This window comes from Mycobacterium dioxanotrophicus (assembly GCF_002157835.1).
Taxonomy (GTDB): domain Bacteria; phylum Actinomycetota; class Actinomycetes; order Mycobacteriales; family Mycobacteriaceae; genus Mycobacterium; species Mycobacterium dioxanotrophicus.
This window is the reverse complement of record NZ_CP020809.1, coordinates 4,956,187-4,969,585: the sequence shown is the minus strand read 5'-3', so window position 1 is coordinate 4,969,585 and position 13,399 is coordinate 4,956,187. Positions and strand designations below refer to the sequence as shown.

General features: G+C 66.0%; 11 protein-coding genes. 4 read left to right on the top strand and 7 right to left on the bottom strand.

Going from position 1 to position 13,399, the window contains the following annotated elements; genetic code table 11:
• Positions 1 to 6: 6 nt before the first annotated feature.
• Positions 7 to 1,194 carry an acyl-CoA dehydrogenase family protein gene (locus BTO20_RS24255; protein ID WP_087078622.1) on the top strand — a complete coding sequence of 396 codons (1,188 nt, stop codon included), beginning with the start codon at positions 7 to 9 and terminating at the stop codon, positions 1,192 to 1,194.
• Here the strand turns inward: BTO20_RS24255 and BTO20_RS24250 are convergent.
• A complete protein-coding gene (locus BTO20_RS24250) occupies positions 1,167 to 2,285 on the bottom strand; it encodes a DUF6670 family protein (RefSeq protein ID WP_087078621.1) in 1,119 nt (372 codons plus the stop codon). The two genes, BTO20_RS24255 and BTO20_RS24250, sit on opposite strands and share 28 nt — an antisense overlap.
• Before the next feature lie 182 nt (positions 2,286 to 2,467).
• Between BTO20_RS24250 and BTO20_RS24245 the strand changes: the two genes are divergently transcribed.
• The gene (locus BTO20_RS24245) at positions 2,468 to 3,055 is read left to right on the top strand and encodes a TetR/AcrR family transcriptional regulator (RefSeq protein WP_087082583.1); all 588 of its coding nucleotides are present in this window, start codon (positions 2,468 to 2,470) and stop codon (positions 3,053 to 3,055) included.
• 7 nt (positions 3,056 to 3,062) lie between these two features.
• Here BTO20_RS24245 and BTO20_RS24240 read toward each other — a convergent pair whose 3' ends face one another.
• Positions 3,063 to 4,295, bottom strand: a complete 1,233-nt coding sequence (locus BTO20_RS24240) for an amidohydrolase family protein (protein WP_087078620.1) — start codon at positions 4,293 to 4,295, stop codon at positions 3,063 to 3,065.
• 78 nt (positions 4,296 to 4,373) lie between these two features.
• A complete protein-coding gene (locus BTO20_RS24235; RefSeq protein ID WP_087078619.1) occupies positions 4,374 to 5,519 on the bottom strand; it encodes a thiolase family protein in 1,146 nt (381 codons plus the stop codon).
• 154 nt (positions 5,520 to 5,673) lie between these two features.
• Here BTO20_RS24235 and BTO20_RS24230 point away from each other — a divergent pair, with 154 nt between their 5' ends.
• Complete coding sequence (locus BTO20_RS24230; protein WP_087078618.1) at positions 5,674 to 7,206, top strand: aldehyde dehydrogenase family protein; 1,533 nt, start codon at positions 5,674 to 5,676, stop codon at positions 7,204 to 7,206.
• Between the two features lie 51 nt (positions 7,207 to 7,257).
• On the opposite strand, the gene BTO20_RS24225 is transcribed toward BTO20_RS24230, so the two are convergent.
• Entirely contained in the window at positions 7,258 to 8,460 is a 1,203-nt protein-coding gene (locus tag BTO20_RS24225; protein ID WP_232490834.1) for a cytochrome P450, read from the bottom strand.
• Positions 8,461 to 8,566: 106 nt separating this feature from the next.
• On the opposite strand from BTO20_RS24225, the gene BTO20_RS24220 reads away from it, so the two are divergent.
• Positions 8,567 to 10,024 (top strand): aldehyde dehydrogenase family protein, encoded by a 1,458-nt coding sequence (locus tag BTO20_RS24220; RefSeq protein WP_087078616.1) that lies wholly within the window; start codon positions 8,567 to 8,569, stop codon positions 10,022 to 10,024.
• Here the strand turns inward: BTO20_RS24220 and BTO20_RS24215 are convergent.
• From BTO20_RS24215 to BTO20_RS24205, 3 genes are read right to left on the bottom strand one after another with little or no spacing between them, the layout of a single operon-like run.
• The gene (locus tag BTO20_RS24215) at positions 10,008 to 11,666 is read right to left on the bottom strand and encodes an acyl-CoA synthetase (RefSeq protein ID WP_198344044.1); all 1,659 of its coding nucleotides are present in this window, start codon (positions 11,664 to 11,666) and stop codon (positions 10,008 to 10,010) included. The genes BTO20_RS24220 and BTO20_RS24215 overlap by 17 nt on opposite strands.
• 3 nt (positions 11,667 to 11,669) lie before the next feature.
• Entirely contained in the window at positions 11,670 to 12,287 is a 618-nt protein-coding gene (locus BTO20_RS24210) for a cysteine hydrolase (RefSeq protein WP_087078615.1), read from the bottom strand.
• Positions 12,284 to 13,312, bottom strand: a complete 1,029-nt coding sequence (locus BTO20_RS24205) for a Rieske 2Fe-2S domain-containing protein (RefSeq protein WP_087078614.1) — start codon at positions 13,310 to 13,312, stop codon at positions 12,284 to 12,286. The genes BTO20_RS24210 and BTO20_RS24205 overlap by 4 nt, the downstream gene beginning before the upstream one ends.
• Positions 13,313 to 13,399: the final 87 nt, after the last annotated feature.

The following is a 13,399-nucleotide window of genomic DNA, read 5'->3' as shown; positions in this document are numbered from 1 at the left end:
ACAGACATGGATTTCTCACAGGTCGACCTGTCCGCAGAAGACGAAGCGTTCCGCGCCGAGGTTCGGGAGTTCCTCGGCCGCATCGTCACCGACGATGTCATCCGGCGTGACCGCGAGACCGGCGACAATTTCGACGAGGGTGTGCACCTGCAACTCGCGGCCGCCGGATATCTGGAGAAGGAGTGGAAATCCGAGGCGGACGGCGGGTTCAGCCGGGTGCGGCGCCGGATCTGGGAATTGGAGAAACGCCGGGCTGAAGTGCCGTGGGTGACGTGGGGTACCACCGCGATGGTGGCCCGATCCGTGGCGAAATTCGCCTCCCCGGAGATCCGCGACGAGGTGCTGCGCGGGGTGTTCGACGGCACGGTGCGGTTGTGCCTGGGTTACACCGAACCCGACGGCGGTTCGGACGTCGCGACCTGCAAGACCCGCGCGGTGCGCGACGGCGGCCAGTGGATCATCAACGGCTCCAAGATGTTCACCACCGGCGCTCACAACTGTCAGTACGTCTTCCTGATCACCAACACCGACCCAGAGGCACCGAAACACAAGAGCCTCACCATGTTTCTGGTGCCGCTCGACTCGCCGGGCATCGAGATCCAGGGCATCCGCACCGTCGACGGAGACCGCACCAACATCGTCTACTACTCCGACGTCCGGGTGGACGACCGGTACCGGCTCGGTGATGTCAACGGCGGCTGGACCGTGGTGCGCGAACCTCTCGACGCCGAACACGGGGCGGTGGCCGCGGCCGACGACGGCCTGGCCGACGTGGCAATCATGATGCACCAGGCCGGGTTCATGGCGGAAGCGGCCGACAACGTCGCGGCGCTGGTGAGTACACCCGACGCCGGTGGCCATCGGGCCGTCGATGACGGGTCGGTGGCGTATCGGTTGGGGCGCAACATGGCTCGGCTGGAGGTGGCACTGTCCACCCCGAGCATCTTCGGTCGGGTGGCGCTGGCTCAGACCATGCGTGACATCGCCCCCGATCTCATGGACATCGCCGGGTCGGTGGCGTCGCTGCCGATCGGGGCCGAAGGCGGCGCCGATGATCGCAGTGAGTATGTGTACCGATTCGCACCGCTGGTCGGCATCTATGGCGGCACCCTCGAGGTGTTCCGCAACATGATCGCCCAGCATGTGCTGGGTCTCGGTAAGGCGAATTACTCGCCGCCGCGCAAGGCGTCCTGACCGGTCGTCGGCTCGATGCGGGCGCGCTGGGTGTCCACCCACTCCACATAGCCCGAACCGGCGACGGAATCTCCGCGGTAGCGGCCGTCGAATGTGTAGGCACTCACATAGCCGCGACCGTGCCCGTAGCGCCACGGGGCGTCGACGGCGCAGTCGAGGGTGAGGACCGGCGCTTCGGCCTCGTCGGTCACCGTCCACCGGAATCGCTCGGGCACGTCCATGCTGCGGCCACACTCATCGATCAGCGGAGTGTCGCGGTATTCGAGGACGTCCATGCGGGTGTTGGTGCAGACGTCGGAGGACTTGCCCAGGACACGCAAATGTGCGAGGCGGCAGGCGATTCGACCGCGGGCCCGCACATCGGTCAGCAGGATCTGGGTTTCGGCGTCGAGATTGACGATCTGGTAGGTGAAGAAGTCGATCGGCAGCTTCAGCGGTGGCGGGACGGGCCGCCGGGCCAGTGACTGGTGGGTGAGGAAGCGCGCGTACTCGACCGTGCCGAGCCCGCCGATCGCCGTGGTACCCGATTCGTCCGCGATGGTCCCCGTGTAGGTGGCCAAGAGGCTGAGGTGGTCGTAGATCGGTGCCTTGACGAAATACGAGACCTGGTCGGTGACGGCGAGCTGCAGGTCGACCGAAAAGTCTTGGTAGCGGCCGCGGACCGTGACGCTCGGGTGGCGCACGTCGATGGTGAGATCGTCACCCCAGCGCAGGGACGTGCCGTCCTCGCTGAACTGGCAATCGGCCGCCGTGTCGTACCCGCGGTAGTGGTGCTGGTCGCCCGCGGCCGTGGACGACAGGACGGTGGCGGTGTTTCGAGCGTCACGCGCGGCCAGGTAGTCGTTGTCGAACAACTCCGAGCCGGTCGCCCCGATGAGCGTCATGGTGTTCAGATACCGGTGCGGTGCAGGCAATTGCGGGATGAACACCCCGTAGTGGGTGGCCGTCCACGGTCCGGATGTGGCGTGAGGGCGCAGCATCGCGGGCGAGTCGAACGGCCGGCGAGAGGCCGGTAGGCGTCGATCGACCCGGGGCCACAATCCGTCGACGACGATGCGCGACACGGCGCGGGAGATGGGCTGTTCGATCATCGCCAACCTTCGATCTGGATGTCCGGACCACGCGTTCCGTGAAGTGACCTATCGGTAATATACGGCGAAGTGACTTCAAGGTCAATCCATGGCTGGGTCTAGATGTCACATGCGGCGGGCCGGGTGATCGGCGGTTCGATAGCGTCATACAGGTGCGACCCAACCGAACCGGCACCAAGGGCATGCCCCGCCAGCAGCGAGAACAAACGATCCTCTCGGCGGCGTCGGCCGAGTTCGGCGCGTCGAGCTACGCGGGTGCGCACATGAGCGTCATCGCCGCCAATGCCGACGTGTCGAAGGCGCTCGTACTGTCGTACTTCGGCTCGAAAGAGGATCTCTACATCGCCTGCGTCGAGCGTGCCGGGGAAACGCTGGCCGGCGCCATCGGGGACGCGATGCCCGTGCCGTCGGGCGGCGCGAGCGACGGCGAGCGGGTCCTCGAGGCGATCTTCACCACGCTGGCCGACCGGCCCAGCGACTGGCCCGTCGTCTATGACCGGACGGTGCCCGCCGGTCGCGCCCGCGACGCGGCGCGCGAGCAGCGCACCATCTTGCGGGAACAGGCCATGGCTGGGGTCACCCGTGCGCTTGCCGACGTCGGCCTCGACGATCCCGACGACCTCTCGGCCGCCACGATGGTCTGGGAGCACATCGTCTCGGCATTGGTGCAGTGGTGGCAGCAGCATCCCGAGCAGTCGGCCGCGGAAATGACCGCGCGCGGACGCCGGATCCTCGCAGCGTTGTCGGACCGTCCTGTGCCGACGACGTAGCGGTGTCTCAGGCGTCGGCGAGCGCAGGTGCGTCGAGAGCCGACGGATCCGGATTGGCGATCGGCAGCCCCATGAACCGCCGGGCATTGTCACCCATGAAGTCGTAGGTACGTCGAACATCCATGCCTTCGGCGTACTTCCAGAACCCGTTCGGTTCGGCCAGGCCCTCGGGGTGTGGATAGTCGGACCCGAACAGCACCCGGTCCCAGCCGACGGTGTCGACCACGTCGGCTACACAGCCCTCCCAGAACGGGCTGACCCAGACGTTGCGGCGGAACACCTCGTGCGGATGTTCGGGGAAGTTCTGCGGCATCTTCTTGTACAGGTCGGCGAAGTCGTGGAACAACGGGAAGATCCAACTGCTGCCATTCTCGACGCTGGCGATGCGCAGCTTCGGGAACCGGGTCAGCGTGCCGTGGCAGATCAGTGCCGTGAGCATGTCCGCGATCTCGCGGTGCCCGAGCACCATCCAGCGGAATGCACTCTGCGCCATGAAGTTCTGGGTGTGCGGTGGTTCCCATTTGTTGACGTAATCGTCCAGGGGTGGGTAGCTGGCGTGCAGGACGATGGGCAGCCCGACGGCTTCGACGTCACGCCAGAACGGGTCGAACTCGGGTAGTGCGGGGGAGCGCCACCCGTGCAGGCCGTTGACCGGGCCGGGTTTGACGAGGGCGACCTTGGCGCCTTTGGCCAGGATGTAGTCGAGTTCCCGTTGTGCCGCATCGACTTCCGAGAGGTTGACGATCGGGGTGGTGAACACCCGGTTTCGGTGATTGAAACCCCAGTGTTCATGGATCCATTCGTTGAGGGCGTGGATGATGGCGAGCGTCAGCTGCGGATCGTCGGCACTTGAGTGTTCGACGAGACTGCCTAGGGTCGGGTAGTTCAGCACCTCGACCACGCCTTGGCGATCCAATTCCTTGACCCGGTCCTCGGGGTTCCGGGTGGCCGCCGGTGCCTCGATGGACTTGCCCTGCATCTCGCGCAGCGTCAGGCCCTCGGCGTTCTCGCCGGCAAAGAACTTCTCGTGTGCACCGGGGGCGGCGACCCGCTCGAAGGTCGGGTTGGGGATGAAGTCGGTGACCCGGTTGTTGATCACGACCCGGGTCTGCCGGCCGAACTGGGCGTATTGCACTGCGCGGCGGTACTTCTCGGGAAGGAACTTCGTCAGCGCATCGGCCGTCTCGTACATGTGTTGGTCGGCGTCGAAAATCGGCGCGTCCCTGAACTGTTCGGTCATGGGTTCCTTCCCCTCGCGAGCGGGCGCAGAGTCGCACAAAAAGGGCTACCACCATGCGATTCTGTGGCTGCTCGGCGGTCAAAGTGTCAAGACGGTGGCGCCCGCGGTGCCCGGCGCGCCGTAGAGCTGAGCGAAACCGACCTTGGGGCCGCCGGGGACCTGGCGATCACCGGCCTCACCGCGCAGTTGGCGCACCAGCTCGTGGATCTGGCGCAGGCCCGAGGCGCCAATGGGCTCGCCGTTGGCGATCAGCCCGCCGTCGGTGTTGACCGGCAGCGGGCCGCCGATCTCGGTCGCCCCGTCCGCCAGCAGCTTTTCTTGATCCCCGTCGGCGCAGAAGCCGCACTCGGCCATGTGGATGATCTCGGCCCCGGCGTCGGTGTCCTGCAACTGCACGACATCGACGTCATCGGGTGCCACCCCGGCCTTTTCGAACGCTGAGCGCGCCGCGTACACGGTGGGCGCGACGTCTTCGTCCACCGGGGCGCAGGTGGTGTTGACCTCGTACGCGCCGTAGCGCCGCGTCCGTATCTCGACGGCCTTGAGATAGACGGGCTTGGCGGTGTACCGGTGCGCGATGTCGGCCCGGCACATCACCACCGCCGCCGCGCCTTCGTCCGGGGCGCAGAACATGTACTGCGTGAGCGGATAGTTGAGCATCGCCGAGTTCAAGATGTCATCCTCGGCGATCGGCTTGCGGCGGAACGCATTCGGGTTCAGGGCGCCGTTGCGGAAGTTCTTGGCCGCGACCCGGGCCAGGGTGCGCTGCGAGATGTTGTGTTCGTGCAGATACCGGTTGGCCTTCATTCCGAAGAACTGGGTGGTGAGGTACTGGCCGTTCTCGGCATACCAGCGTGGCATGCCGACCAGCGCCGGATCCTCGGTGAACGCGCCCCGGGGATGCTTGTCGAGGCCGACGGCGATGCCGATGTCGTAGTCGCCCAGCCGGATACCGTCTGCGCACACCTTGGCGGCGCTGGCCGCTGTGGCGCAGGCGGTGAAGACGTTGGTGAACGGGATGCCTGACAAGCCCACCATGCCGACGATGGCGTCGGGGTTGGCCACCGTCCAACTGCCGCCGGTCGCGGCCCCGATGTCCTTCCACTCGACGCCGGCGTCGGTGACGGCGGCGAAGATGGCGTCCACGCCCATCTGCATCGCGGATTTGCCTTCGAAGCGGCCGAAGGGGTGCAGGCCTACGCCGATGATGGCCACGTCGTTCATGTGACTCCCTCTTGTTCAGCCCTGGTCACGTGAAAGCATAGAGCAACTGTAACTCTTACAGTAACGTACTATCGGTGGCCCGGCGCAAGGCTGAACACACGCCTTGTCCTGGCTGACGGGAGTACCGGTAACAGGTGGAACGCGGAGGTGCGGGTTGAGCGACGTCGTGGCAGAAGCCACCAGCATCGAGATCGGCCGTCGCGCCGCGGATCGTGCCGAGACGCGCATGCTCATCGACGGCGAACTGACCGGCGCGCGCTCCGGGGCGGAGTTCGACAACGTCAGCCCCGCGACCGGTCGGGTACTCGGGACGACAGCCGCGGCCGGCGTCGAGGACATGGATGCGGCGATCGGCGCCGCGCGTCGTGCGTTCGACGAGACGGACTGGTCGACGAATCGGGCGCTGCGCCGACGTGCGCTGTACCAGCTGCAGGCCGCCATCGAGGCGGAAAAGGACCAGCTGCGTGTGGAATTGATCGCCGAGGTGGGATGCCCTGTGATGACCACGCAAAGCGCCCAGCTGGATTGGCCGCTGGTCGACGCGCTGCGCTACCCCGCGCGGCTCATCGACGAGTTCGAGTGGGAGCGACGGCTCGACGGCGGTGGACTGTTCGGCGAACGCAACGCGCGCACCGTCGTCAAGGAACCCGTCGGCGTCGTCGCGGCCATCACGCCGTCGAACTTCCCGATCGAGGTGATCCTCAACAAACTCGGACCCGCACTTGCGGCGGGGAACACCGTGGTGCTCAAACCCGATCCGAACACTCCGTGGAACGCCACCCGACTCGGGCGGCTCATCGCCGAACACACCGACATCCCCGCGGGTGCCGTCAACGTCGTGCCCACCCCGTCGAATGAGGTTGCCGGACACTTGGGCACCGACCCTCGGGTCGACATGGTCTCGTTCACCGGATCCACCGCCGTCGGTAAACACCTGATGCGCGTGGGTGCCGACACCATGAAGCGCACCTTCCTGGAGCTCGGTGGCAAATCGGCGATGGTCGTGCTCGACGACGCCAACCCGGCGCACGTCATACCCGGTGCGATCGGCGCCTGTGTGCACGCGGGTCAGGCATGCGCGGCGAACACCCGGATGCTGGTGCATCGCAGGCTGTTCGACGAGGCGGTCGCCACCGTGACGATGGCGTTCGCCGGGGTACCCGTCGGCGATCCGGTCTTGCCGACGACGTTGGTCGGACCACTCATCAGCGCCGTTCAGAAGCAACGCGTCCTCGACGCGATCGCACGGGCACGTGGCGAGGGCGCGCAGATCGCGGTGGGCGGTGGGGAGCCCGCCGAACTTGCAGATCATCTGCGCGACGGGCATTTCGTCGCACCCACGGTCGTTGTCGGCGCGGATCCGGGCTCCGCGATCGCGCAGGACGAGGTGTTCGGCCCGGTGCTCGTGATGATCCCGTTCGACGATGACGACGATGCGGTCCGCATTGCCAACGACAGCGCGTTCGGGCTGGCCGGCGCGGTGGTGTCCCGTTCGCCCGAACGCGCCATGGGCGTCGCGCGCCGAATCCGGACCGGAGCTGTCGGCGTCAACGGAGGCATGTATTACGGGGCCGACGCGCCATTCGGCGGCTACAAGCACAGCGGCATCGGGCGCCAATGCGGTATCGAGGGTTTCGCGCAGTACACCGAAACGAAGACCATCGGGTGGCGGATGCCTCGGGGCTGATTTTCCCGCCGAGCAGACACTGCGGTCCTCGACACGCCGCAGTTCGCGTACCTAGCTGTCTGCTCGCGCGTCGAAGGTGACCGGCATGGCAGTCGGGGAGCGGAACGGCTGGCCGAAGATGTGCGGATCCTCGTCGGTGACCAACGCGAGGTTGGTGGCCCGCCGCAACAGGCATTCCACTGCCACCCGGGTCTCCATGCGGGCCAGGTGCAGGCCCATACATGTGTGCTCACCCGCGGCGAAGGTGATGTGCGGCACCCGGTCTCGGAAGATGTCGAACTCGCCGGGCCGTTCCCAGCGATTCTCGTCGCGGTTGGCCGAGCCGATGCAGACATCGATCACCGCACCCGCAGGCAGCGAGACCCCGTCCAGTTCGGTGTCCTGGGTGACCGACCGCTGCACGGTGGTCAACGGGGTCTCATATCGCAACCCCTCCTCGATGGCCTGCGGGATGAGCTCGTGATCCCCTTGCAGGGCCGCGAATTGGTCGGGGTGAGTCAGCAGCAGATAGAGCAGATTGCCCGACGAGCGGTAGGTGGTCTCCAGTCCCGCCGGCAACAACAGCCGTAGGAACGAGTAGATGGCTTCATCGCTGAGCCGTTCGCCGTCGATCTCAGCGGTCACCAGGTCGCCGATGATGTCTTCGGTGGGTGTGGACCGGCGTCGGTCGATCTGGTCGAGGAAATAGTCTTTCAACGCCGCGGAAGCCTCGAAGGCGCGCTTGTACTTGACGGTGTAGCTGATCAACTCGACCGCCCGCTGACGAAACCAGGGCAGGTCTTCCTCGGGCAGGCCGAGCAGGGTGGAGATCACCCGGGTGGGGAACTCGAAGGTGAAATCGCGTACCAGATCGGCGGTCCCGGCGTCGATGAACTCATCGACCAGCGACTCACAGACGGGCCGTACGATCTCGGGCTCCCAGCGGCTCAGTGAGCGGGATTTGAAGGCCGCCGATACCAGGTTGCGGTGGTCGCGATGCGTTTTGCCCTCCATGGCGAGGATGGTCGGGCCGATGAACAGTCCGATGGTGCTGTCGTAGATCTCGGAGTTGAACAGCTTGCCGTCGCGGAACACCGTGTTGACGGCGTCGAACGAGACCGCGGCGAATTGGTGTTCGGGGAGCAGGGATTCCGGGGTCTTGGACCAGTCCATGACCGAGCCGCGGAACACGCCGCCCTGCGCGCGGTGCCGCGCGAAGATCGGGTAGGGGTCGCGCAGCAGATTGACCGATTCATCGATCGTGACGTCCGGCACTGGCCCTCCACATGTCGTAGTTACCGTAAAGATTACAGTAACTCGTCTCGCGACGATATTACCGTTAGTCTTACCGGAGGCACTTACAGTGAATGAGGGGGCCGGCATGGTGGTGACGTCAGGGCTCTCGGCCGAGCTTGCGGCCCAGCGGCGGGCGTTCCTCGATGACGGCCCACCCGGTGCTGCGCTGCGGCGCAACCGCATTGACCGGTTGATGGCGATGATTCTCGACAACGCCGAGGATTTCGTCACTGCCACCGCGACCGACTACGGGTCTCGATCCCGGTCGGCGGCGTTCTTCGCCGAGATTCTGGGCATGATAGCGGTCATCGAACACACCAGAGCGCATGTGCCGCAATGGATGAAGTCAACCACGCTGATGCGGGCGGCGCGGGTGGCTCGACTGCGCGCCGAGGTGGTTCCGTCCCCACTCGGAGTGGTCGGCATCATCGGGCCGTGGAACTTCCCGATCCAGTTGACCGTCTTGCCCGCCGCCGCTGCCTTCGCCGCGGGCAACCGCGTGATGATCAAGATGTCGGAAGTGACCCCGTGTACTGCCGCACTGATGGCCACCACCGCGCCGCGCTACTTCGACACCCGCGAACTCCACGTCGTCACCGGAGGGCCGGATGTCGCTGCGGAGTTCGCCGGGCTGCCCTTCGACCACCTGTTCTTCACCGGGTCGCCGACCGTCGGCGCGCGGGTGCAGCAGGCGGCCGCGCGAAATCTGGTCCCGGTCACATTGGAACTCGGCGGCAAAAACCCGGTCGTGGTTTCACCCGATGCCGACGTCATCCGAGCGGCGACGCGAATCGCGCAGGCGCGCATGGTCAACGGCGGCCAGGTCTGCGTCTGTCCCGACTACGTCTTGGTGCCTCATGCGCGGGTGGAGCGGTTTGTGCAGGTGGCGAGCCGGACGCTGCGTGCCCTGTTTCCCACGATCATCGACAACGCCGACTACTGCTCGGCGGTCAACCAGGCGAACTTCGAGCGGGTGGTCGCTCTGATCGACGACGCCCGTGCACACGGTGCCCGGATCGATTCGGTCCTTCCCGACGGGGAGATCCTGCCCGACGCGCGGTCGCGCAAGATCGCCCCGACCATCATCCGCGATGTCGACGACTGCATGCGCATCGCCGACGAAGAAGTGTTCGGCCCGGTGCTGGTGGTGCGCGGTTATTCGACGGTCGGCGAGACGATCGACTACATCAACCAACGGCCGTCCCCGTTGGTCGCGTACTGGTTCGGTCCGGACAACGCCGACTTCCGGTACTTCGTGAGCCGCACCCGCAGCGGCGGCGTTGCCCGCAACGACTTTGCCGCCCATATGATTCCGTCAAGCGCACCTTTTGGGGGAGTGGGTCGCAGCGGGATGGGTGCCTACCACGGGAAGGCCGGCTTCGACGCGTTCAGTCACCAACGCACCGTGGTCGGCACCGACCTGCCCTTCAGCATCACCGGCCGGGCAGCACGTCCGTTCACCGGCTCCATGCGGGTCAGCGCGGAGCTCGCGCTGCGACGCGCCCGAAACCGAACAGCGGTACGGCTCAAGAAGATTCGCTGAGCGCCTGCTCACGGGCCCAGCGATAGTCGGCTTTACCGGCCGGGCTGCGTTCGATCCTCGTCCGGAACACCACGGCCTTGGGCAACTTGTAACGCGCGATGGAAGCCTCGGCATGCCGGATGAGCGCTGCGGCGTCGACCTCGTCGGCGTCCTCGGCGAGTGCGACGATGGCGACCACCTCCTGTCCCCAACGCTCACTGGGCCGACCGGCCACCACCACGTCGCCGACGGCAGGATGCGACGCGATCGCGGATTCGACCTCTTCGGCGAAGATCTTCTCGCCGCCAGAATTGATGGTCACCGATTCTCGGCCGAGTAGTTCGACCGCCCCGCCTTCAAGATGGCGCGCCCGGTCGCCGGGCACGGCGTAGCGCACGCCGTCGATGAGCGGGAACGTCGCCGCGGTCTTGGCGGCGTCCCCTTTGTAGCCAAGTGGCACATGACCGCGCTGTGCCAGCCATCCCAGCCCGTCGTGGCCGGGCCCGAGTACCGCGGTGAAATCCTCGGTCACCACACAGGTGTCGGGACCGGCAGCGAAGGTACCCGTCGATACGGCGCCCGGCGCTGACATGTGGCTCATCTGCGCGCCCGTCTCGGACGAGCCGACGCCGTCGACCACGAGCAGATTGGGCTTCGAATCGATCAGTCGCTGTTTGACGTGGGGCGTGAGCTGGGCGCCGCCGTTGGCGACGACCGCCAGCGACTCGACATCGGCGACGCGGCTCTCGATGGCGGCCAGGAGGGGACGAGCCATCGCGTCGCCGACCACTGTCGCCACCAGAACCTGTTCGCGGGCGATGGTGCGGACCACATCGTCGGCATCGAAACGCTCGACCACACTGGGAAATACGACGGTCTGCCCGGTGGTGATGGCGGTCATCGCCGCCCATTGGGCCGCGCCGTGAATCAGCGGCGGAAGAATCATCAGCTTGGTGCCCGGATTCTCGGCGGCTCGGACAGCGATCTCCTCGATCGATGCGGCCCGGTCGCCGGTCATCATGTTTCTGCCGCCGAAGGCCGTCATGAAGATGTCGTGCTGACGCCACAGCACGCCCTTGGGCATGCCGGTGGTGCCGCCGGTATAGAGCACGTAGAGATCATCCGGGGAGGGCTCGACCGGAGGGGCCGGCACCACCTGTCCGACGATCGTTTCGTAGTCCACGGCGCCGTACAGCAGCTCGTGGCCGGAGTCGTCGGCGATCTGGATGAGCACGCCAAGCTGCGGAAGTTCAGGCAGGATCTCCGCGACGCGCGGGGCGAACGCGGAGTGGTAGACCAGCGCAGTGGCTCCCGAATCGGCAAGCAGGTACTGCAATTCGTTCTTCACGTAGCGGTAGTTGACGTTGAACGGCGCCACCCTGGCCCGGAACGCACCGAGCATCGCTTCGACGTACTCGGGCCCGTTGTAGGCGTAGATGCCGAGCAGATCCTGCCCGACCTCGTGGCCGGCCAGGGATCCGCGCTCGGTGTGTGTGCCCAGGCCGCGCGCATGCAGATAGGCGGCCAATCGGTTCGACCGGTCGATGATCTCGCGGTAGCTGTACCGACGATCACCCTGGACGATCAGCGGACGCTCGGGGATCGCGGCCGCGACGGCTTCGGCGACAGCCGGGACGGTGAACAGCACATTGTCTCCCTGCATCGGTCAGTGCTGCCAGGCCCGCAGCACATCGCCGGTGGTGGTCACGGTCGCCAACAGGGACAACGTGTTGTCGATGACGGCGTCGGCGTACTCGGTGGGGATGCCGGCGACCGCGTCGCGGGGTAGCACCACGCGGTACCCGGCGTTGACCGCGTCCATCACCAGGTTGGTGATCGCGATGTTCACCGAAACACCCACGGCGATAATGGTACTCGCGCCGAGGTTGCGCAGGACCGCGTCGAGTTCGGTGCCGCCCATCGGTCCCAGGCCGTGCCGGCGGGTCAGCACGAGATCGTCTGGGTGCGGACCGAATTCGGGCAGTAACGTGGCGCCGGGGCTGCCGGGCGCGATGCTGACAGCGCTGCGGCCGATCGCGAAGATCTTGGCGTTGTGGTTGGAGCCCACTCCGTCGGGTCGCCGTTGCACCAGGCAATGCACCACCCGGGCCGACGCCGCACGCGCGGCAGGCAGCAACCGGGAGATGTTGGGCAGGGCAACCCGACGCGCCTCGTCGGCGAGCTCTCTGAGACCGGCGCCAGGGCCGACTACGGCTCCCTGCAGTTCCTGGGTGACGACAGCGGTGTGGCGGGGCGCTACCAGGTCGGCAAGGTCGAGCTTCATGCGTTGGCGGGCACCTCATAGAACTGGGTCGCCCATTTGCGCATGGCCATATAGGGTTTGGCATCGATCTTGGCCAGGGGCGGATGCTCGATGTACTTCTGGTAACGCCAGATGTCGCAGTCCTCCCATACGGTTTTGAGGAACTGTTTCTCGACCTGGGCGCGAACGTGATCCGGTGGTATGTCGGAGGTTTCGCCGGGCAGCTTGGGCCACCAGATGGAGTAGAACATGTCCGACACCTCGTCGTCGACGGGTGTGCAGGCGAAGATCAGGCGGTGATTCGACGAGCCTTCGAAAGCGCTCATCGCAAAACCCAGACCGGAAAAGTGACTGTGGATGCGCAGGGCCATCTTGTCAGGGTCGGTGCTGCGGGCTCCCGGATTTCCCGTCGCTTCGCTCGCCTTCGACGGCCAGCCCGTGAGGAACCGCCACTCCTCGTCGACGTGCTCCCAGTGCAGGCATACCGGGGTGACCGAGGCGCCGTGGACATAGCGGAAATGCGAACTGTCCGGGCCGTTTTCGGCCACGATCTGCGGGTGCACGGGAATGGCGTCGGCGCGACTGGAGAACTCCGGATACGGCCGGTAGTAGGCGTTCGGGTCGGTCTCGAATTGCGGGAACTTGTGGAAGATGTCCGGCAGCTCCCATTGCGGTTCCTTGCCCTCGGGCTGATGCCACATGAAGATGCAACCGTACTGTTCCTGGACCGGATAGGTCCGCAAGGTCAGGCCGCGGTTGGGGCGGTCGGGTTGGTAGGGGATGTAGCGGTTGGTGCCGTCCGGTCCCCATCGCCAGCCGTGGAACGGGCACTCGACACAGTCACCGACCACCTTGCCGCCGTGACCGACGTGGGCGCCGAGATGTTTGCAGTGCGCCTCGAGCACATGCAACTGGCCGGATTGGTCACGATAGGCCGCCAGATCCTCACCGAAATAGTGCAGCGCCCTGACATCGCCGACCTCGAACTCCGCCGACCAGCCGATCATGAACCAACCGGTGACCTTCCAGGTGAACGGCACTTTCATGCCTGTGATCCTCCCGTGTTCCGGACAATACGGAAGACATTACAGTAGTGGTTTCCAGATGAGGAAGATGCCGCCAGTTTTACCGCC

What these genes read in the sequence shown, in the direction of transcription:
- BTO20_RS24255 (WP_087078622.1), top strand. Translation starts at nt 7, where the DNA reads ATGGATTTCTCACAGGTCGACCTGTCCGCAGAAGACGAAGCGTTCCGC.
- BTO20_RS24250 (WP_087078621.1), bottom strand. Translation starts at nt 2,285, where the DNA reads ATGATCGAACAGCCCATCTCCCGCGCCGTGTCGCGCATCGTCGTCGAC.
- BTO20_RS24245 (WP_087082583.1), top strand. Translation starts at nt 2,468, where the DNA reads ATGCCCCGCCAGCAGCGAGAACAAACGATCCTCTCGGCGGCGTCGGCC.
- BTO20_RS24240 (WP_087078620.1), bottom strand. Translation starts at nt 4,295, where the DNA reads ATGACCGAACAGTTCAGGGACGCGCCGATTTTCGACGCCGACCAACAC.
- BTO20_RS24235 (WP_087078619.1), bottom strand. Translation starts at nt 5,519, where the DNA reads ATGAACGACGTGGCCATCATCGGCGTAGGCCTGCACCCCTTCGGCCGC.
- BTO20_RS24220 (WP_087078616.1), top strand. Translation starts at nt 8,567, where the DNA reads ATGGTGGTGACGTCAGGGCTCTCGGCCGAGCTTGCGGCCCAGCGGCGG.
- BTO20_RS24215 (WP_198344044.1), bottom strand. Translation starts at nt 11,666, where the DNA reads ATGCAGGGAGACAATGTGCTGTTCACCGTCCCGGCTGTCGCCGAAGCC.
- BTO20_RS24210 (WP_087078615.1), bottom strand. Translation starts at nt 12,287, where the DNA reads ATGAAGCTCGACCTTGCCGACCTGGTAGCGCCCCGCCACACCGCTGTC.
- BTO20_RS24205 (WP_087078614.1), bottom strand. Translation starts at nt 13,312, where the DNA reads ATGAAAGTGCCGTTCACCTGGAAGGTCACCGGTTGGTTCATGATCGGC.